Below are 21,444 nucleotides of genomic sequence, written 5' to 3'. Positions count from 1 at the left end.
ACAATCATAATTAATTTTATATTCTCAAAGTAAAATGTATTAATTATGATTTTTACTTTATCATAATATAATTGTTTGTAGAACAATTATATTGTATGGGAAAGTTGTTGACATCTCACAAACAAAATTATATTCTTATTGCCAATGCTATCTATGAAAATATCCCGAAAGATAAAATAGAAAAAATTTACAATGCTGGTTTTATTGATTTGTCTCATAAAAGAACAAAAAACCAGAATGACACCCTTATTGATAGAGTATCTCTTCTTTGTGAAAGCCATATTTTTAATATTTCAGAATGGGAATTATCTGGTATGGAATATCACGATAAAAACACTACAGCTTGTATATGTGGAAAAACCAATTTAACTAATAGATATGTAATAGAAAACAAATTTAATCATTCTAAGATATCTGTTGGATCTTCTTGTTTAGAAAAACATTTTGAACTTTCTCTTGATAGGGACATTTTAAATGCCATGGAATATGTTAAAGGTTCTGGGGGAAAATATTCTTGGCTTGGTGCAAAGTATGATGCAATGATTTTCTCTGTTTTAGGATTTAAAAAGTGTATGCTCTATTTTGAAGATAGAAGAAACAAGAAGATAGTTGATAAAGAGATAGACAAACTTTTGAAAGAGGCTCTACGAATATCACTTGTGGACTTTAAAAGTATAAAGTGGCATGAAAGACTAGAAAGAGGACGTAGGCTTTTTAAAAGGATTATAGACAATACAATTGAAGCCAAAAAACAATTTTATATTCAAGGGGACCTTGAACAAAAAAGAGCTAAAGTAGAACGAGCAAGAAGGGCAATAATAGCAAATCTACAGATATCGGAAAAAGATTCTTACAATATTGCAATACATAAAGAAGCACTTTATGAGAAGATAGTAGTACAAGAGATAGATTTATTAGATAACTTGGGAATCAGTAGTCATGTTTTATCCAAAGATGATGTTAGAACAATAAATACGATGAAAAACTATTATAAGGCTCAAATTAAGTATAGAGAAGAAGAATTAACCAAAGAGTACGCTTTATTGCATACAGGTAGAAATCTTCTACTAATCAGTTATAAAAAAGAACTGTATGGATTAGCAATGATAGGTACCAAGTATTATATTTATCAAGTAATTAATGAAAATGAATTAGTTTATTTTGGGAAAGTTAGTACTGAGAATAGAGTGGGTAATATGATCGATAGATTTTATATCGAACAAGAAAGCATATTTTAAATTACTATATTTCTGTAAAAGATTCAATCAGCTTAGTGATTGCGAAGATATTTTTTATTACTCTCGGCTAAAGATTTCATAGCAGCAATAGCACTTTCAGGGATTTTATTTTCAATAGGCATTCTTTTTAGTGCAGCATTCATCTTTGAGATATTACTATTGATAGGGCATGATACTGAAGCAGAATCTTTATTGCTACTTGTCATAATTGATATACTCTCTTTTTGTAATTATAGCACAATAACAGTAATGACATAAATACCTTTCTTAGTTGTAATGATATAATTTATGTGTATTATTTGTTTAAAATACCATTGCAAAGAGGAGTAGTTATATATGTCGTTCGCTCTAGAAAAAAAATGTAAAGAACTCGATTTTTACATTGAAAATTGTAGACAAAGTATCGTTCTTATTGAAGATAATATAGATAATAATAAATTCCTCAATGAGTATAAGACTAAACTCAATATAAAAGAAAAAGTGATTTATATAGATTTTAAAAATATTCATAATGCTCGAGACTTAGCTAAACAATTATTGGAACAATATAAACAACTGTTTGACAATACTTTAGATGTAAAACTACCTAAAGACGATTATTATGCGGTATCTGAAGCTTTAGAATTTATTACTAAAACGGAAGATAAACAAGAGAATATAGTGATCTGGATGGATAACTTTACAGATATTTTATTATTACAAGAACGAGATTGGCTCTTTGGACTACTGCGGGGAGAATTTCAACATCATCAGAATATTGTCCATGTCTTCACGTCTGATTCAAAAGTAAAAATCAATAAAATCTTTATAAATCAAGATAATCCTTTTTTCAGATTTGCGCGTATAGTTGTATAGTTCACTATGTAATAAATATTTTGTGGTAACATTTTGTGACTATACATCTTGAGATATTGTTAAAAGCATAGGAATGTTCAGGGTGTCGCATTTAGCGATACCACTTTAGAGTTTCTTTGTTGTATTATTATCTATTTAGACATGACCATTCTTCTGGTTTACTACAAAGTATAATTTTTTCATTATCTTGGTCCCCACTTTGTTGTATAAGTTTCCAGTTTTCTTTGATGAATTCTGGATCCTCTGGGTATTTTCTACAATAATCTTGTAGTGGAACTGCAACAGGGCATGTACTGACTGTTAATAGTACATAGTATGTAGGTGATACAGATTTTGACATGTTTATTCCTTACTTAATAATATTAAAATAATTAAAATTCTTAGAAAATTTTATTTAAAGTTATTATCCCAGTGGACTAAATGGAATAACACAGGTACAAGATGGACTATAAGTACCATCATTACAAACTACTCTACCATTCGAGCATCCACTTATACCACCATGCCAAGAACAGCATCCTCTTTGTTTAACTTCATCAAATTTAGTATCTTTACTTATCTGTTGTTTCTCAACTACATTACCTTGGATATTGCATTTCTGAGTATTTTCAGCAAATAAAAGTAAAGTTGTAAACAAAATAGTAATAATAGCTTTCATACTAAGCCCTTTTTATGTTTATTTTTAACATAATAACATAATATTGTTTTTATAAATTGAAAAAATTTAATTAGAAGGAGTAGTAGTGTTTATAAAATTAAAACATGGATTATCTATAGGTATATTAGGATTTACTATTTTAATGAATGGATGTAGTGGGACACCTTTTCCTGCTCAAGATGATACAAATAAATGGGCTAATATGTCACTAGATACTTTTTCAGGGATATTGGAGAAAAAAAGAGGTTTATCTAAGTTCGACAAAGTTAGAGAGAAGAAATATCAATATGAATTTGGCCAAACGTATTATTTTGCACCAATTCTATGTAAAGCGAAATCGGGTATCGAGAAGGATTTTGATTTTGATTTTATAAACGTACCTTACAGAAAAGCCTGTTTTGTAGACAATAAGCCTATATACTTTATGTATGGAAAAAATGAGAAATCTGGATATTTTGATTACTCTGTAACTACAAAAAAAGCGTTTAATGATCGTTTAGCAATGCTAGAGCAGCAGAAACAGGATTACCGTATGCAACTAGCAAATGAACAACAACTTAAAAAATTAGCAGAAAAACAGGCTTTAAAAGAGAAAGAAATATTGATTCAAAAACTAAGGGATCGTAACGGTCAATTTATGATGACATTTTATGACTCATGGGCTTATAGCGGTACTGAAAGTACTTGTGCCAATATTTGTATAGAAGCAAATGAGGCAAATACAGGATATCGCTCTTTGCAAGATGCTATTAATGACGGTTGGAAATTTATAAGCCAAATCAGCAATACTAAACGTGATATGAATCACAGTTGCAAATGTCAAGGTGCAAATATTTTGCTTGAACATAAATAGAATTTAGTAAGACCGTCTCTTAGTAAGTTTTAAAAGGCAATTTGTTAACTGATAAGGATAATATTATGAACAAAAAACAAACATCAAAAAAAATGGCTTCAAAGGCTTCAAAGGTTTTGAGAGATCCAAAATCATCAAAAACAGCAAAAAGTTTAGCAGCATCAGCTTTGTCTCAATCTAATACCAACAAAGAAACAGGTAAAGCTATGGAAACAAAAGCATCTGATGTAATGAAAAGTAATAAATACAATGATGATACTAAAGGTTTAGCAGCTTCATTGGTATCTCAGTCCAATAAAAAAAGATAATTATGATCGCACTTAGTGCAGTATTTAACTGTTTAGGTATCTTCTCCTTATTGGTCAAATGATAAAATGTAAAAACTATTTATTTAAAAAGAAAATTCATGAACGAGCTAAGACTAAATAATATAGACTTTGAAAACAATATTAAAAACTCCATTATAAAAGAGTTTGACAATTATGATCAAGAAGTTGATGCTTCTATTGGTCTAGTTGACTTAATGCACAGTTATATAAATTGGAGAAAAAGATTTATTGGGTATGGTAGACGAGAAGTTATTATGTCTGATGAACTCCGTAATAATCCTCTTTACAAGAAAAATAAAAAGCTTCAAAAAGCAGTTAATAAGCTTGCATACAAATTTAAAAATGCTGAAGATTTAACACCTTTTTTAAGTAAAGGAGTAGTTGATTATCCGGTGAATGATGCGAAAAAAAGAGATATAGATTTAATGCTAAATGCGTTTAGTATTCATCATTTTCACCTTGGCAATGAGCGAGAGAAAACTAAAAAGCAAGGGATAAACTTTACCAAAAGACGGGACGAATTGTTATTTACATGGGTTGATAAAGATAAGGTGTATTTTATTAATATATATCCACATGAGTTTCCATATAAAGAAGATATATTTAAAATAATTCAGAACAATTGGGAGTATTTGATAAAGCCATTTGAAATGCAAGGCATATCTGGAATAGATCATTACTCTGAAGATACGACAAAACAGCTTTTAAATGCACACTTAAATTCATCTATAGAAATAAATGGAAAGTTTTATATTGTAAGTGGTATTGCATTGAGTGGTCATTCAATCGACTGGACGAGAAACATATATGGTCTTTTTGATCAAATTAATAAATGTGAAAATGCTTTATTTCTCAATAAACATAAAATATTATTTGAATTGAATTCTAAATTACGTTTAAATCTCACAGATATAAATCTTCAAATAGTTATAGAGAATGGAATGTTGTTTTTCTTGGAAACACAATCCAAAAAATGTATAGTAGTGGATAGTGCACTAAATTACATAATAACAAATGATGCCTGTAGCATTGGTAATCATTCATTCGATTTGAATTCATAAGGATAGTTTTGAAAAAAGTATTATTACTTCTATTGTTAACAACACTTCTTTTCGCTCAAAATGAGTCATTTAGTAAATCAAAAAAAGAACTCCGTAAAATCTATGCTGATCATCAAACAACAGTTTATTGTGATTGTAAGTACAACTATAAAGACAAGAAGAATATGATTGATAGAAATAGTTGTGGTTATATGCCTAGAAATGAATATACTAAAAAAGGTAAAGTCAACCAAAGAGCTAGACGCATAGAGTGGGAACATATAATCCCTGCTGAAAACTTTGGTAGACAATTCTCTTGTTGGAGAGAAGGAAACCCTAAATGTGTATCATCTAAAGGAAAGCAATACAAAGGTCGTAAGTGTTGTGAGAAAGTAAGTAAAGAGTTTAGAATAATGCAAGCTGATATGCATAACCTCTTTCCTGCTATCGGTGAACTAAATGGTGATAGAAGCAACTTTAGATTTGATTTTGAAGAAGCAGTATATAGTCAATATGGACAATGTAAATTTGAAGTAGATTTTAAAGCTAAAAGAGTCAAAGTCAAAGAAGAACTAAGAGGTGTAATAGCTAGAGACTATCTTTATTTTAATAAACAATACGGAATGAAACTTTCAAAACAAGAACTTCAAAAATATAATGCTTGGAATAAACAATATCCTCCTTCTGAATGGGAGGAAGAACGTAATAAAAGAATTGAAAGAAAACAAGGTAATAGGAATACCTTTATATACTGAAAGAGGATGCATGGAAGATAATAGATTTATAGATAGATATTTTGAAAGTGAAGCTATATTATTAAAAATTGAGAATACTGAAAAACGTAGTATGACAACTTTTATGAATTATTTGGAAAATTTACATTCAGTTGGTGATAAACTGAGAGATAAGTTTAATTGTAATATTAAAAATATTCCTGAATTTGTCATTTTAAGAATTATTAGAAATTATTTTCATCATGTTGAGGATATAGAAGAATATAGTATTTTTGTGGAATTAGAAGAATGGGCTGTCTATCACAACAATAGACATCTTATTATTTCAATTCAAGATTTTGCAAAAGCCATTAAAAGTTTTATAAATAATAATAAGAATAAAAAATATGTTGAAAAACAAATTGAATTAGCATGTGAATATATTGAATATGAAATAATTAATAATGTTGATATTTTCTCGAATTCAGCAGAACTATTAATTGATAATAAAATATATGAACTGGGAATTGATATTTTTAAATATGTTTATAATATTTCTAATATTATTGCTGACGAATGTAGAGAGATAGAACTATTAAAAGATAAAGAAGTCATTAAAAATCTTGAGGAAACTTATACAAAGGATTTTAATATACCTAAACAAGATTTACTTTGTATGCCTGGAAATATCCCCATAATGACAACAGAAGGACTTATATTTCCAAAGAATAGTATTCAAAAAGTTAAATAGTAAGACAAACTAGAGAAAGTGAAGAAAATGGAAATAGGTAAAGTATTTTCTGGAAACAAAGATGCATTAAAGAAAGCTCAAGAAGAATATCAGGTTTATCTTAATAGTTTAGAGGATGTAACATATGAATTTGATGATGAATTAGAAAGAAAGCTTGCTTCAATAGTTAAAGAAGATGGACTGAGTAAAGCAAAGGATTTAGAGATCGCTGAAGCATTAGGACTTAAACCTCAAAACTATTCCAATAAACGAAGAAGAGGCATAGTCCCACTTAAAAATATTGTTGAACTATGTTTACGAAAAAATATAAATATCAATTGGGTACTATGCACGAAGCAACCGTTATCGAAACAAGAAGATGCTACTAAGGCTATTGAAGATTATACAAAATGTAGAGCTAATCAATATAAAAGAATATTAGGTAAGTTCACTGGTAACTGTAAGGGATATGTTAGGTTTATGTCCACATTGTATCAGTACTCTTGTATGGGTGATTGTAAGGATTTACCTACAACAGAGATTAGATATATTAAAGAAGATGATATATTCTCACCTGATTATAAAAAAAGAAAGACAAGTATATTTTTAAAAATTATATGGTTGGTTATATTATTGGGTATAGCTTATTATTTCGGTTATTCTCATGGCCTTTCTATTTCTTCTGAAAAATGATAGTTTTCAATATTTTATGGATTATACATATATCTTGCATTTTCAAATATTGGAACGTTTATTTCGACATAGTCAGCTACTACTAAATTCATCAAATGTTGAAAACGATTTATCATAAATAGAATTTCTTTCAAATAAAGTATTAGAAGTTATTATTTGAAGTTTTTTTGGTTCAATAATTTTAATTATTTGAAAGATAATTTCTGGAGCATACTCAAATTCTATGATTATTTCATTAGGAAGTTTAAGTTTTCTTTGTGGACCAAACCAAATTTTTATTTGTCGATGTAGTTTAGAAGAAAAAGCAATAATTTGAATATAATGACTACTTAAATACTCTATATGTGAACTTTTAACTGTTTTAAAATCCTTTGGTAAAGGGTGATAGATATGTGGAGGGATTGTAATTTTTAGTTCCTGTATTAATTGAATATTTAAGAGATTAAAAATCTCTGTTAAGACTTCGTTTTGTTTTGTATTTAATTCCATTTTTTTCCTTTGTGTTTAAATTCATAGTTATAGAAGTATGAATTGAAGATTCATAGTCCTATGAAAATTAAAAGTAGTAAGCAAATACGCTGTTTTTAAACTATTCATAGCTAAGTCATATGTTAGAATTTTTAAATAAATCTGGAAGCCATTTTGACCTCTCAATGGCACTTTTAATCCTGCTTAACGATGCAGAAGAGGGTTTTCATGACTGGTTTGTGTTTGGGGAACTCGGGCTTGACGGGATTGTAAAGGAAAATATTCAACTCTATCCCCTAATACTCTCCTTGGCAAATCAAAACCTTATACAAAAAGCGATAGTTCCAAAAGAAGCTTTAGACAAACTCCAAAAAATTCCAAACGTCACTTTTTTTGGAGTGGAGAGTTTAAATGAAGCGGTAGCACTTTTAAAAGAGCAGGAGAATCTTGTAATTCAAAGCCAGAGTAATGAGCTTCCTCATCCAAACTTTGAGATAAACGGAGAGAAACTTTACTACATAAAAGAGTATAAAGAGGATTTTTATGATGTAAAAGGGCAGGAGGTTGCAAAACGTGCTTCGATCATTGCAGCGGCAGGTTTTCACAATATCATCTTGGAGGGGAGTCCTGGATGTGGAAAAAGTATGATCGCTAACCGTCTTAGATATATACTGCCAGCACTCAGCAACTCTGAAATCCTAGAGATTGCCAAACTAGATGTTCTTGAAGGGGATGAGCCCACATTTAAACCCCATAGAAGTTTTAAAAATCCTCACCACTCGTCCACATCGGCAAGTATCTTTGGAGGAGGGAGTCATAAGGCTAAGATCGGTGAAGTTGGCTTGGCACACAATGGAATTCTTTTCTTTGATGAACTGCCCCATTTTTCAAAAAATGTCTTAGAGTCCTTACGGGAACCGATGCAAGATGGAAAGATTAGGATATCTCGTGTGAATTCAAAGGTGAACTATCCGGCAAACTTTTTATTTGTAGGAGCTATGAACCCTTGTCCATGTGGTAATCTGCTAGATGAAACAAAAGAGTGCCGTTGTAACGAGTTAGAGATCCAAAGGTACAAAAACCGTCTGAGTGATCCTTTCTTAGATCGGGTTGATATAAATGTTGTTATGCAAAATGTAGCAGCTGACGATCAACCTTCGTACAGTTCAAAAGAGATGCATAAAGTGGTATTAGAGGCTCAGATTTTTGCAAGACAAAGGGGACAAAAAAGTTTTAACGGAAAAATGAGTGATGAGGAGATAGAACATTTTTGCATAATAGAGAGTGGTGCAAAAGATGTTTTAGACTTAGCCGTTAATCGATTTGCACTTAGTTTTAGAAGTATTAAAAAACTACAAAAGGTGGCAAGAACGATTGCTGACCTTGTGCAATCTACAGAGATAAAAAAAGAGCATATGTTGGAGGCTTTGAGTTATAGGAGAAGATAGAGTATAATTTTTGTATGAAAAAATATATATTATTTGATAATGACGGTGTTTTAATAGAAACCGAGATGTGGTACTTTGAAGCAAGTAAGAGAGCTTTAAAAGAGTTCTTTGACTTGGAGCTCACTTTTGAGCGCTATATGGAGATAATGGCCAAAGGACAGCGTGCTTGGGTTATAGCTGAAGAGATAGGGATAAGTGAAGATGAGATCGTAATTGCCAGAGAAAAAAGAGATGAGTATTATCAAGAGCATATAAAAACAAAAGAGATAGCTATAGAGGGAGTTTTAGATACTCTTAAAGAGCTGAGCAAAAACTATAAAATGGGAATTGTTACCACTTCAAGAAGAGTGGATTTCGAGCTTGCTCATAGTGGGCGGGGAATAACAGATTTTATGGAGTTTGTTTTATGTGTAGAGGATTATCCACGTGCAAAGCCCCATCCCGATCCATATCTAAAAGGCTTGGAGCTATTTGGTGCAACAAAAGAGGAGTGCATCATCGTTGAAGACTCAAAACGTGGGCTTAGTTCAGCTGTAAATGCTTCTATCGAGTGTGTAATAGTGCACAATGAGTTTACTAGAACACACGATTTTTCAGATGCTAGCTACAAAATTAATAAGTTCTCTGAGTTGCAGGAACTTTTAAATTCTATAGCCTAGAGGCTATATATTATAATACGTTGCATTAGGGTGATACACAACTAATGCACTCGTTGATTGTTCCGGATGGATCTGGAACGTTTCACTTAGTTCTATCCCAAACTCTTCAGGTTTGAGTAGGTTAAAGAGCGGACGGTTGAGTTCTAGATCAGGACATGCAGGATAGCCGAATGAGTAACGTGAACCTTGATACTTATTCATCTGTACATCTGCAAGTGTAGCACCTTCGTTCTCGGCAATGTTTAGATCAAGTCTAATCTGTTTGTGTGCGATCTCAGCTAACGCTTCTGCAAGCTCAACACCAAGACCATGTACTTGATAATACTCCGTATAATCACCGCGATCGTAGATCTCTTTCTCTATTGCACTTAGTTTGGCTCCTGCACTGACACAAGTCATAGCGATTACATCATGACGATCAGAGTGGAAAAAGTCACTAAGAGCACGGTGCGGTTGTTTTGTCTGACGAGGGAACGTAAGTATCTCCTCTGCACGCCCTATTACATGTTCAAGCGGTTCGCGGTTGATCTGATCTTCACTGTTATATCCTTCACTCTCATCAAAGATTAGCAGTGAATTGTCATCACTTCTACATGGCCAATAACCGTAAAGGATAGTCGGTTCGAACAGTTTCTCATCCAAGAATCTTTGTTTTAGTTTCTCATATGCTGGCCAAACCACTTCATCAAGCTGTTTTTCATACGCCTCTTTACTAAGACCTTTAGAGTTGTAACCCCATCTTTGTTTGAAAAGGATTTTGTGATTGATCCATTCAAACGCCATCTCGATCTGTTGCTGTGTAAGTTTTATTTCACGTCTTCCCCAAAATGGAGGTGTCGGTACAGTGACATTGCGATCAGGCATTGTAAGCTCATGAAATGGGGGAATTACTACCTCTTTTTTCTCTTTATGTTCCACTTCCGGCGCATCTGGATGTAAGTTGGTATCAAAGTTTCCTGCTTCAATACGGCTCATTGCCGTTACACCGTCAAAAGCATCTTTACAGTAAAAGATTGGTCCATCATAAATAGGACGGCAGAAGTCATCGATAAAACTACGAGTAAGAGCGGCTCCACCGAGTAAAATTGGAATTTTAATACCGCGGCGTTGTAACTCTTCCAAGTTCTCTTTCATCACTTGAGTTGATTTAACAAGTAGACCACTCATTCCAAGAGCTGAGATATGACCTTTTTCCATAGTCTCTAAGAAAGTGTCTAGTTCCACTTTTATTCCAAGGTTTTGTACTTTATAACCGTTGTTAGAAAGGATGATGTCAACGAGGTTTTTACCAACATCGTGAACATCCCCTTTTACCGTTCCGAGTGCTAAAGTTGTATCTACACTCTTTTCAACTTTCGGCAGGTATGGGTTTAAGTGATCAACCGTTTTTTTCATCGTTTCAGCTGATTGAAGTACAAACGGAAGCTGCATTTGACCTGAACCGAATAGTTCACCAACCACTTTCATAGCATCAATGAGGATCTCATTTACGATCTTTTCAGGTGCAATTTTATGGCGAGCCTCTTCCACAAGAGGAATCATACGCTCTTTATCACCGTCCATAAGAAGTTTTTTGATCTTCTCTTCATCGCTCATAGCAAGATACTCGGCATCTTCTGCTTCAGAATCTACCGCTTCTTTAGTACTAAAGTGCTCAATGAATTTAAATAGCGGTTCCTCTCCTCGGTTAAAGATGAGGTTGTCACATATCTCTTGATCCTCTTTTGAGATCTTGTTGATAGGAATAATATGTTTTACGTTAATAATAACCGATGTTAGTCCCGCTTCAATACAGTGGTGTAAAAACATCGAGTTAAGGTATGGTCTCGCATCTTTGTCTAAACCGAAAGAGATGTTTGAAAGCCCGAGTGTCGTTCCAACTTCCGGATGGCGTTTTTGAAACTCTCTAATTGCTTCGATCGTATTGATTCCAGCATCAACGTATTCCTCATCCCCACTACCGAGTGTGAATGTTAAAAGGTCAAATACCAGATCTTCGGGATTGATTCCATGCTTTTGTGTAGCTAACTCATAGATACGCTCAGCTACTTCAAGTTTTCTCTCAACCGTCTTTGCCATACCAACTTCGTCGATCACAAGACATACTAAAGCTGCACCGAATTTTTTGGCCAAGCTACAAACAGCATCAAATTTTTCAATTCCGTCTTCAAGATTCACAGAGTTGATAATAGCTTTTCCGCCGATATTTTTAAGTGCAATTTCAAGAGCAGGGACCTGTGTAGAGTCAGGCATAAGCGGCAGAGAGATCTTTTGTGCATAAAGTCCCATCACCTTATCCATATCTTTAGACTCATCACGTCCCGCAAAACCAACAGACACATCAAGAAGGTGTGCTCCGGCACGAACTTGTTGCTGACCGACACTTAGGGTTCCTTCATAATCCTCGTCTAAAAGAAGTTCACGAAAAGCTTTTGAACCGGTTGCATTACTTCTCTCACCTATTAGAAGCGGAGCTGGGTCTTGTTTGATCGCAACTGTATTAAACAGAGATGCTAAAGATGTCGGTTGTTTTCCTGTTGCAGGTTTTGGCTGTATCTCACTTACACGGTTAACCAGTGCACGGATGTGTTGCGGAGTTGTTCCACAACAACCTCCTAAAAAGCTTACGCCGTCGTATTTTAAAAAGTTTTCCTGTTTGTCTGCAAATTCGTCAGGTCCCATCGGATAGTAAGTGTAGCCACCGCGGTTTTGAGGCAATCCTGCATTGGCATGGACACTAATAGGTCTGTTCCAAAGCTCACTTAATGTTTTGATATGTTTTTCAACCTGATCCGGTCCCGTTCCACAGTTAAATCCTAGTGAGATAATGTCAAACGGCTCTAAAATAGCTGCGATCGTAGTTGCATCGGTACCTATAAGCATAGTTCCGCTAAGTTCGATTGTCACTGAAACCATGATAGGGATCTCTACATCTCTTTGTCGACAAGCTTCTTGACATGCATGAAGCGCTGCTTTGATCTGAAGCGGATCTTGCGCAGTTTCAAGTAAAAAGATATCTGCTCCACCGTCGATAAGCCCTAAACAAAATTCAGTATATCCTGTATACATCTCATCGTAAGTGATATGCCCGAGTGATGGAAGTTTTGTTCCCGGACCGATTGAACCTAAACAAAATCTCGGTTGTTCAGGTGTAGAGAACTCTTCACACTTTGCTTTTACAAGAGCAGCTCCTGCCTTTGTAAGCTCATAGGCACGATCGGAGATACCGTACTCATCTAATACCCATGCAAATGAGCCAAATGTATTTGTAGTGATGAGATCAGCTCCGGCTGTCAGGTAAGCGTTGAAAATATCATTCATCACCTCAGGTGCAGTAACATTTAAAAGTTCGTTACACCCTTCGTTGCCTTCCCATGCTTCTTTGGGGATTTGCTCGTCACGTTGTTGGAGTTGAGTACCCATCGCACCATCAATAATAAGAGGGCGTTTTTTGATTGTTTCTAAGATGTATTGTTTTGTTGTCATATCTGCTGTATCTTCTATGAAATATTTTTTCTTATTTTATCCAAAAGGAGCATAAAGATCTCTTTGCCAATTTATTGGGAATCATTTTTAAGCAATCGCTTGTAATCAAAATGTTTTAAATCATGATATAATCCACCATATTTTTATAGGAGATTTTATGTATAAAAAAGTTATTTCAGTGTCAATGCTAACAGCTTCTTTATTATTTTCCGGTTGTGGAAATGATGAAACAAGTTGTCGTATAGATGTACAACAGTCTATTGACGAGGGTGATTTTACTACAGCTATCAGTAAGTTAGAAGGGGAGTGTTCAACTACTTTTAGTGACAGTGACAAATATTTCTATTTAGCTTCTGCATATATGGGACAATCAGGATTTGGTGTTAGTGATGCCGTGAGTATGGTTGTAACGGCAAGTGATAGTGTAGGCGGAAATACATTTTCAGCTTTTATGCAAAGTGTTAATGAAAATAAAAGTGCAAATGCTTTACCGTTATTAGATAAATCGGCAACTTATTTCCTTCTATCAATCGATCCGAATGCAACTATAGCAGATTGTACCAATGATGCAAACCGTACGCAACGTGAGGATAATGCATGTTTATATGTTGGTTTCAATCAAGCAATCACTACTGCAACAAGTATGACATATTTAACAAGTGATGTAGATACCCTTGTAGCATCTATTGAAGGTTCTACAGGTACGACACCGGATGATATGAAAGCAAGTTTAGATGCTATTGCCTGGGCTACAAACAGTACACTTCCAAATGGTTCAGTTATTAATGATTTTAATGTAACAATAAATGGCACAGACTATAAACATTTAGAAGTAAGTGTTGTTGGTGGAGGAACATTCTATCGCTTAGCAAGCAGTACCTCTCCTAGTGATACAAATGGTTCTACAATTGTAACTAGCGGTTATTGTGATCTAAATGGTAGTACGACTCTTTGTGAGGGAATAGAAAATTTAGACGGTTCTATAAACGATACAACTTTAGAATGTTATGCATGTCCGGTTGATTTCGGCAACGGTGACACAAAAGATATGACACAATTGTTAGTAGATGCATTAAATGGCGGTACGGATGCAATTTCAGGTGTAATAGATGATCCAGATATCCAACAAAGTATTGATGAATTTAAAACAGATATGAATGTTAATGCAGATGCAAATGTAACGATTCAAGATATTTTAAACTACCTAAATCAGTAAATTTTGGAGAATAGAGAATGAAAAAAATAATATCACTAGCTTTAATCACAGCTGCAACAGGTGTTTACGCAGATATCTCAACACAAGAGTTTTTATATAAAGACCCGAGAATAGTAGGTGCAGGTTCTGCAAATACTGCAGTAGGTGGATACTCTACGGCAGTTTTTTACAATCCGGCAGGTTTAATCAACATCAAAAAAAGTCATGGTGTTGAGGTAGAGCTTTTAGGTTTAACGGCTTCTGCTTCAAGCGGTATAAAAGATTTTATAGATGATCTTGATAATGCCAATACAGATCAAGAGGTACTCGATGTAGCAAAGAAATACTCTGGAGATGCATTCCATGCTAATGTATCTAACTACAGTTCTGTTTCATACCATACAGAAGATGACCTTGCATTTAGTATAGGACTTTTAGGTGCAGCTGATCTTAACCTAATTCCACACGCAAACAGTGGAGCAAATGGTGTTTTAGAGACACACTCAAGAGCATACGGCGGTGTTGTTTTAGGTGTGGCACAAAAGTTTGATGATGTTCTACCTGGGAATCTTACTATAGGTGTTGGTGCAAAATATATAACACAATACTCTTATGAAGCAGGATTAGATGCAGGTGAGATCTCACAACATAACGATGATCTAGAAACATATATACGAGATACTTATGAAGAGAAAAATTCTGGATTTGGTGTAGATATAGGTTTATTGTATGCTCCAAAAATTAGTGACAGTATTGATGCACTTAACACTTCTATCGGTTTTAGTGTTATGAATATCGGTAATTTAGACTTTGATGCTTACGGTGCACAACCTATGACTTGTAATGTCGGTCTTGCAATAGCACCGGAGGTTCCATTTACGGATATGTTTAAACTTTCAGTTGATTATGTTGATATTTTCAATGCACAACAAGCACGTGTTATTGATACTGTAGCCGGTGTTCCAACATATAAAAGTATTGAATCAAACTTTGAATTGATGCAACATTTAAGAGCAGGTGCAACTATCGGGCTTATCGATAACTCTTGGTTTATGATGACATTAAACGGAGGGCTTTATCAAGGTGCTTATACAGCAGGTGTAGATATGCAGCTGGCAATCTTAAAAATACAAGCAGCAACATACCAAGAACAACTTGGTGCAACTATCGGTCAGTTAGAAGATCGTAGATACGTAGTAGGTCTTGGTATCGGTTGGTAATAAGAGGGGGCTTTCCCTCTTACAACTTTGTTTTCTTCCCCTTTTTCTTTCTCTCAAAAAATAAAATGACGAAAAAATATATTTAAATATTGACTTTTAACATCAGAAGCTGATATAATGACGATGAAAATCAAATTTATGTGGAGTTAATTCGCTAATGATACTTGCTTATATTAGACCAGAGAAAAACTTTGATGCTGTTCATGAGCAGCTGCAGCTTATAAATTCGTATGCTTTGACTAACAATTTAGTTATTGACGATGAGTTTATAGATTACACCTCACAAAATAAGCGTCTAGATGAACGTCAAGAAGTGACACACTATTTCCAGTCTCAATCTGGTTCTACTTTACTTGTAAGTGATATTTGGGTTTTAACAACAAATATGGAAGATCTGATTCAGATGTTTTCATGTTTATTGCGTAACCAGTTTCATGTTCACTTTATTAAGCAAAATGTTATAATGTCTCAAGAAAGTAGTGCGATGTTGGTACTTGGTCTCATGGACCACCTACGACAAAAGCTTAAAGAGGAATCGAAGCGTTCAATTGGGCGACCAAAGGGAAGCAAGTCTAGTTCGAAGTTTGATGTATACATAAATGAGATTGTAAAATATATACAAGATGGTAAAAGTGTGAGCGAAATAGCACGATTACTGGGGGTGAGCAGAAGCTCTTTAAAAGATTACGTTGAATCGCGTGAACTTAAACAAGTAGCTTTTGGTTCATTATTGCCAAAAGCCCCGGATAATGCTGAAGAGCATATCATCAATACTATAGTGTGTCCAGAATAGCTGAGATTATATGAGATTAAAATTTAGGAGAGTTGTATGAGTCAAGAAACAGAAAAGAAGGACTTTAAGATACCTTCACCGTGGAGATATAAGCGTTATTATATCTTTGTATTAGCGACTGTAGTATCTTTAGTGATCCCTTGGATATCGGTAAATGGAAACCATTTATTCTTATTAAGCTTTGATAAGATGAAGTTACACCTTGCTTTTATTCAATTTGATATGCAAGAGTTGTATTTAATGCCATTTTTACTGATGTTACTGTTTATCAGTATCTTTGGTATGACGGTTGTCGGTGGTCGTGTATTTTGTGGGTGGTTATGTCCGCAGACTATCTTTAGAGTTGTATATCGTGACTTAATCGAGACAAAACTTTTAGGATTAAGAAAACGTATTGCTAATAAGCAGCAAGAGCCTGACATGTCTAAACCTGAGAATAAAGTGAAGAAGGTTATAGCTATATTAATCTGGTCTGTTTTAGCACTTATTGCAGGTGCGGATTTCATGTGGTACTTTGTTCCGCCGGAAGACTTTTTTAACTACCTGAACAATCCTGCTGAACATGGAGTGATGATTGGTTTTGTTATCGGTGTAGCACTGTTCTTGATTTATGATATCGTATTTATGAAAGAGAACTTCTGTGTATATGTTTGTCCTTATTCTCGTGTACAATCAGTACTATATGATGAACATACGGTTATGGCACTTTATGATGAGTATCGTGGTGGAACTATTTATGATGAGGAAGGTCAAAAAGGCTTTACTAAGCAAAAAGATCTACTTGCCGTTGATGAGACAGCTGAATGTACGACTTGTGAGAAGTGTGTAACTGTTTGTCCTACACATATCGATATTCGTAAAGGGTTACAGTTAGAGTGTATCAACTGTTTAGAGTGTGTAGATGCTTGTACTACTGTTATGGGTAAACTAGGCAAGCCGTCACTTGTTACTTGGTCAAGTGATTACGAGATTGTTGACAGAAAAGGGAAAACTCAGTTCTTCCGTCCTAAAGTTTTAGCATATGGTGCGATCTTAATCGTTATCACTATTATCTTAGGTTTAATGAGTACAACAAAAGAGCACATGCTTTTAAATATTAATAAAGAGACTCAGGCGTACAGCATCGCTAAGAAAAACGATCAAGTGACTGTAGAAAACTCATACACATTCTTGGTACAAAATACTCAAAGAGAGAAAATGAAGTATTACTTTGAGGTGTTGATGCCAGAAGGTTACGATGGTGATATTGAAGTGGTAAGACCACTAAAACCGTTTAATGTAACTCCTGAAAAAATTAAGAAAAAAATTGTTATTTTAAGAGCTGTAGGCAATCTTGCAAAAAGTGATATTGAAGATACAATCATCCCTATTAAGATCCATGCTTATGCTTTAGATAAAGATGGTAAACCTAGTGAGAAGATTTCAGTTTTAAGAAATTCAACTTTTATCTATCCTAGTAAAAACCAGTTAAAGTAATTCACTTTTAACATCAAATAAGATATACTCCACATATATACCGTGTGTGGAGTGTACAATGAAAACAATCCAAAAATATCTTCTTTATATTGTCCTTGTTTATGCCATTATCGGCTTTTTAATTCTTCCGTTTGTAATTAAATCCCAACTTCCAAAACTGATTGAACAAAACACTAACACAAAAGCTTCGATAGAGACTGTTTACATCAATCCTTTTTTATTTAAAGCAAAAATTTCGGGCATAAAGCTGTACGATCTTAAAGAGAAACCTTTACTCACTTTAGATTCGTTGTTTGTTGACGTTGATGTATACTCTTTAATTTACGGTGCCTTTAATATTGCAAAATTAGAGATCAGCGAACCACATATCTATATTGTGAATAATGTAGATAAAACTATTAATCTATTAAATATAATGAAAAGTTCACAAGCTGAACAAACACAAGAGGTAAAAGAGGAAACAAACACAACTGCTCCACGGATCATAATTGGAAAACTGGATATAGATGATGCGCAAATACACTATGCAGATTTTACTCGCAGTGAACCTTTTTATTTCACATTTGATCAGCTGGACTTGGGCTTAAAAAATATAGATACAAACGATTTCAATGCCAGTAAGGGTGCCTTTGCTTTTTATTCAAATCTAGGTGACGGTGCATTTTTAAGGATCAATACTCAAGTTGACGGATTTAAACCGTTAGCATTACACGGGCATATAGATTTTAAAGCGAACCAGCTCTATACGGAGTGGACCTATGTAAAAGATATGTTGAACTTTGAAGTAGCTGACGGTAAAGCTTCATTCAATGCCGACTTTAGCATTAATTTAGACAAACTGGACGAGACGAAAGTCGAAAATGTGAATATTGCGATTAATAAGTTAAGAATAAAACCAAAAGATAAGTCAGAAGATATTATTAACCTGCAAAGTTTTCAAGTAAATAATGTAGACCTTTTACCAATGAAGCAACAACTTCATATTGGAGCAGTTTTACTAGATTCTCTACATCTTAATGTCAATAGACTTAAAAACGGTGAGATAGATCTTCAAAACTATTTTGTTATAGATACGACAAACGAGCAAAACCAAACAAACGACGATTCACAACCATGGAATGTAGTTGTCGATAATGTCGATCTAGAAAAAATTTCTACAACCTTTACAGATTATGCAGTTGAGAAGAGTGTTGTAAGTAAAGTTAGGGATCTTAATGTGAGTGTTAAAGATATTCACTTAAACTCTTCAAAACCATTTCCTTATCAACTCTCTACATTGATTAATGAAAAAAGTTCATGTAGAATTAGCGGTAAAATTATTCAAAAGCCGCTTGATATCTCTTCGCATATAGTGTGTAAAGATTTTGATGTTACTCATTACAACCCTTATATCGATCAAGCTGCACGCAGTTCACTGAAACGATACGATATTTTACTCGACTCGCTGCTTACAAGCCTAGATGTGAATCTTTTTGCTTACGATCAAAACGGAACGTTCAATCTAAAACTCGATGACTCTCAAGTAGCACTTAATGAGTTTAAATTGAAAAAAAGAAGTTCTAAAGAGAGTTTATTAAAGTTTGATGCTTTTAGTTTTGAAGGGATAAATTTTGATTTAGCCAAAGAGGATTTAGTAATTGGAAAAATCAACTTAGAAGGGTTAAATCCTTATCTTAGAAGATATAAAAACGGAAAACTCAATATTGAAAATATTGTTGTTCCCAAACCTGCTCCAAAAACAGTAAAAAAAGAGCAAAGCAAAAATAATTTTCATCTCAATGTAAAAGAGTTTAGAGTTGATGATGGAAAAGTTGACTTTTATGACAGGATGTTGGAGCAAAAATCAAAACAAACTATCTCAAATATCAATATCTCTGTTTTTGATATAGACAGTAATAAAAACAGCTGGTTAACATACAAAACCTCTATGCGCATAAATAGAGGAGGAAGGGTTTATGCTGATGGAAAACTACGTCATACTCCTTTAAAACAATATGGAAAATTCAATATTAAAAATATTTCGATCGCAGATATAAACCCTTATCTCAATGAATCTGCATATGTAAAAATTGAAGACGGGAAATTGGCTTTAAGCGGAAAAACAAGCTATGCGAAGTCAAAAAGCAGACCCGATCTTAGTGTGAAAGGGAAACTGGCTGTTAGTTCTCTGTTTATCAACAATACATTAGATAATAACCTGCTGTTTTCACTCAATAAGCTAGATGTAAAAGATTTTACCTATGAACTCTCACCTGATCGACTTTATGTTGATGAGGTAGATGTAGATTCATTTTATGTAGATGCTTTTGTAGATGAAAATAAAACACTCAACTTTGCAAAACTAAGTAAAAAACAGGATACAAACGAGAGTAAAGAGACGAAAAAAAGTGAACCTTTAGATATAAAAATTGTAAAAGTAAATGTTTCAAACGGAAGTGCTAAATTTGCAGATTTTTCTATTCCGATTAAGTTTCAAACAGATATTCATGATCTAAACGGTGTGATCTATGTACTCTCTTCCAAACCGGGTGAAACAAGTTATATAAATTTACTCGGTGAAGTTGACAAATATGGTTCTACGACGCTTATTGGAAGCATAGATACTTCAAGTCCAAAACTTTACACAGATCTAGATTTTAATTTTAAAAATTTAGAGTTAAATGCACTGAGCGGTTACAGTGCCACATTTGCAGGGTATAAGATCGATTCTGGGAAACTTTATCTTGACCTGGGCTATAAGATTCTAAATTCTGAACTTCAAGGGAAAAATAATCTTGTAATTAACAAGATCATATTAGGTGATGAGATCGAAGATGAAAATGTGACACATCTGCCGCTTGGTTTTGTGATCGGATTGCTTGAAGATAATGAAGGTATTATTGATCTAAATCTGCCGGTAGAGGGGAATGTGGATGCACCTGATTTTAAATACGGCACAGTTATCTGGAAAGCATTTACAAACCTTGTAACAAAAGCTGTAACAGCACCGTTTGCACTGCTTGGTTCTATGATGGGGATTGACGGTGAAGAGTTGTCGTTCATAGAGTTTGAGAACGGAAAAACAGTGATAACACCTTCACAAAGAGAGAAACTGGACAATATAGTCAAGATGATGGATAAACGTCCTAAAATTAATTTAGGGATCTCTGCAACTTACGATAAAGAAGCGGATCTCTTTGCATTAAAAAGAGAAAAATTAATAGCAATCGTAGTTAAAGAAAGCGGTATAAAAAATATTAACGAAAGAGAAAATGCTTTAACAATTGATCTTTTAGAGGATATTTATGCAGATCTCCGTGATGATGACGGAGATGAAAAGCTGATGGAAAAACTTGAAAAAGAGTATAAGGGTGAAGAGCTCGAGAGAGTGTATCAAAAAGAGCTGTTGGCATTAGATATAGAGATTCAGGAAGTGACTCAGGCAGAACTTGAAACACTTGCAAAAAATAGACAGCTTGTAATAGAGAATTATCTGACAAAAGAGAAACTCTTAAACCCTGCAAGAGTGACAGGACTAGAGATAAATTCATTAGAAGATAGTGACAACGGCATTGTAAAAAATGCTTTAGAGATAAAAGTAAATGATTAGT

Annotated in this window: 20 protein-coding genes; 15 read left to right on the top strand and 5 right to left on the bottom strand. The window is 33.8% G+C overall.

The window, feature by feature from the left end:
- The first annotated feature begins 71 nt into the window (after nt 1–71).
- A complete protein-coding gene (locus tag QWY88_RS08650; RefSeq protein ID WP_304545990.1) occupies nt 72–1,238 on the top strand; it encodes a hypothetical protein in 1,167 nt (388 codons plus the stop codon).
- Nucleotides 1,239–1,270: 32 nt separating this feature from the next.
- Here QWY88_RS08650 and QWY88_RS08645 read toward each other — a convergent pair whose 3' ends face one another.
- Complete coding sequence (locus QWY88_RS08645; protein WP_304545989.1) at nt 1,271–1,444, bottom strand: hypothetical protein; 174 nt, start codon at nt 1,442–1,444, stop codon at nt 1,271–1,273.
- Nucleotides 1,445–1,574: 130 nt separating this feature from the next.
- Here QWY88_RS08645 and QWY88_RS08640 point away from each other — a divergent pair, with 130 nt between their 5' ends.
- Nucleotides 1,575–2,093 carry a hypothetical protein gene (locus QWY88_RS08640; RefSeq protein ID WP_304545988.1) on the top strand — a complete coding sequence of 173 codons (519 nt, stop codon included), beginning with the start codon at nt 1,575–1,577 and terminating at the stop codon, nt 2,091–2,093.
- Between the two features lie 127 nt (nt 2,094–2,220).
- Here the strand turns inward: QWY88_RS08640 and QWY88_RS08635 are convergent, their stop codons facing one another.
- Nucleotides 2,221–2,433: a hypothetical protein gene (locus tag QWY88_RS08635; RefSeq protein WP_304545987.1), complete on the bottom strand. Its 213-nt coding sequence runs from the start codon at nt 2,431–2,433 to the stop codon at nt 2,221–2,223.
- Between the two features lie 63 nt (nt 2,434–2,496).
- Entirely contained in the window at nt 2,497–2,751 is a 255-nt protein-coding gene (locus QWY88_RS08630) for a hypothetical protein (protein ID WP_304545986.1), read from the bottom strand.
- A gap of 85 nt (nt 2,752–2,836) precedes the next feature.
- Here QWY88_RS08630 and QWY88_RS08625 point away from each other — a divergent pair, with 85 nt between their 5' ends.
- The 6 genes from QWY88_RS08625 (at nt 2,837) to QWY88_RS08600 (ending at nt 7,109) form a co-directional block, all read left to right on the top strand.
- The gene (locus QWY88_RS08625) at nt 2,837–3,604 is read left to right on the top strand and encodes a hypothetical protein (protein ID WP_304545985.1); all 768 of its coding nucleotides are present in this window, start codon (nt 2,837–2,839) and stop codon (nt 3,602–3,604) included.
- Between the two features lie 65 nt (nt 3,605–3,669).
- Nucleotides 3,670–3,912: a hypothetical protein gene (locus tag QWY88_RS08620; RefSeq protein WP_304545984.1), complete on the top strand. Its 243-nt coding sequence runs from the start codon at nt 3,670–3,672 to the stop codon at nt 3,910–3,912.
- Nucleotides 3,913–4,010: 98 nt separating this feature from the next.
- Nucleotides 4,011–4,994 (top strand): hypothetical protein, encoded by a 984-nt coding sequence (locus tag QWY88_RS08615; RefSeq protein ID WP_304545983.1) that lies wholly within the window; start codon nt 4,011–4,013, stop codon nt 4,992–4,994.
- Between the two features lie 8 nt (nt 4,995–5,002).
- Nucleotides 5,003–5,728, top strand: coding sequence for an endonuclease (locus QWY88_RS08610; protein WP_304545982.1), 726 nt, complete (start codon nt 5,003–5,005; stop codon nt 5,726–5,728).
- A 10-nt stretch (nt 5,729–5,738) separates the two neighbouring features.
- Entirely contained in the window at nt 5,739–6,437 is a 699-nt protein-coding gene (locus QWY88_RS08605) for a hypothetical protein (RefSeq protein WP_304545981.1), read from the top strand.
- Between the two features lie 27 nt (nt 6,438–6,464).
- Nucleotides 6,465–7,109 carry a hypothetical protein gene (locus tag QWY88_RS08600; RefSeq protein WP_304545980.1) on the top strand — a complete coding sequence of 215 codons (645 nt, stop codon included), beginning with the start codon at nt 6,465–6,467 and terminating at the stop codon, nt 7,107–7,109.
- A gap of 72 nt (nt 7,110–7,181) precedes the next feature.
- Here QWY88_RS08600 and QWY88_RS08595 read toward each other — a convergent pair whose 3' ends face one another.
- The gene (locus QWY88_RS08595; RefSeq protein WP_304545979.1) at nt 7,182–7,598 is read right to left on the bottom strand and encodes a hypothetical protein; all 417 of its coding nucleotides are present in this window, start codon (nt 7,596–7,598) and stop codon (nt 7,182–7,184) included.
- Between the two features lie 119 nt (nt 7,599–7,717).
- Between QWY88_RS08595 and QWY88_RS08590 the strand changes: the two genes are divergently transcribed.
- Together QWY88_RS08590 and QWY88_RS08585 are read left to right on the top strand one after the other, a co-directional pair.
- Nucleotides 7,718–9,025: a YifB family Mg chelatase-like AAA ATPase gene (locus tag QWY88_RS08590; protein ID WP_304545978.1), complete on the top strand. Its 1,308-nt coding sequence runs from the start codon at nt 7,718–7,720 to the stop codon at nt 9,023–9,025.
- Nucleotides 9,026–9,039: 14 nt separating this feature from the next.
- Nucleotides 9,040–9,684: an HAD family hydrolase gene (locus QWY88_RS08585; protein WP_304545977.1), complete on the top strand. Its 645-nt coding sequence runs from the start codon at nt 9,040–9,042 to the stop codon at nt 9,682–9,684.
- A gap of 3 nt (nt 9,685–9,687) precedes the next feature.
- Here the strand turns inward: QWY88_RS08585 and metH are convergent, their stop codons facing one another.
- Entirely contained in the window at nt 9,688–13,170 is a 3,483-nt protein-coding gene (gene metH / locus QWY88_RS08580) for a methionine synthase (RefSeq protein WP_304545976.1), read from the bottom strand.
- Between the two features lie 157 nt (nt 13,171–13,327).
- Between metH and QWY88_RS08575 the strand changes: the two genes are divergently transcribed.
- From QWY88_RS08575 to QWY88_RS08555, 5 genes are all read left to right on the top strand, one after another.
- Nucleotides 13,328–14,386, top strand: coding sequence for a hypothetical protein (locus QWY88_RS08575; protein ID WP_304545975.1), 1,059 nt, complete (start codon nt 13,328–13,330; stop codon nt 14,384–14,386).
- Between the two features lie 17 nt (nt 14,387–14,403).
- On the top strand, nt 14,404–15,585 hold the full coding sequence (locus tag QWY88_RS08570; RefSeq protein ID WP_304545974.1) for a PorV/PorQ family protein: 1,182 nt from the start codon (nt 14,404–14,406) through the stop codon (nt 15,583–15,585).
- Nucleotides 15,586–15,742: 157 nt separating this feature from the next.
- Nucleotides 15,743–16,378, top strand: a complete 636-nt coding sequence (locus tag QWY88_RS08565; protein ID WP_304545973.1) for a recombinase family protein — start codon at nt 15,743–15,745, stop codon at nt 16,376–16,378.
- Nucleotides 16,379–16,414: 36 nt separating this feature from the next.
- Complete coding sequence (gene ccoG / locus QWY88_RS08560) at nt 16,415–17,854, top strand: cytochrome c oxidase accessory protein CcoG (RefSeq protein ID WP_304545972.1); 1,440 nt, start codon at nt 16,415–16,417, stop codon at nt 17,852–17,854.
- Between the two features lie 58 nt (nt 17,855–17,912).
- Nucleotides 17,913–21,443 carry a DUF748 domain-containing protein gene (locus QWY88_RS08555; RefSeq protein WP_304545971.1) on the top strand — a complete coding sequence of 1,177 codons (3,531 nt, stop codon included), beginning with the start codon at nt 17,913–17,915 and terminating at the stop codon, nt 21,441–21,443.
- Nucleotide 21,444: the final 1 nt, after the last annotated feature.

This window comes from Sulfurimonas sp. hsl 1-7, from assembly GCF_030577135.1.
Taxonomy (GTDB): Bacteria; Campylobacterota; Campylobacteria; order Campylobacterales; family Sulfurimonadaceae; genus Sulfurimonas; species Sulfurimonas microaerophilus.
Note: the sequence above shows the minus strand (reverse complement) of the source record. Positions and strands in the feature narration are given on the sequence as shown.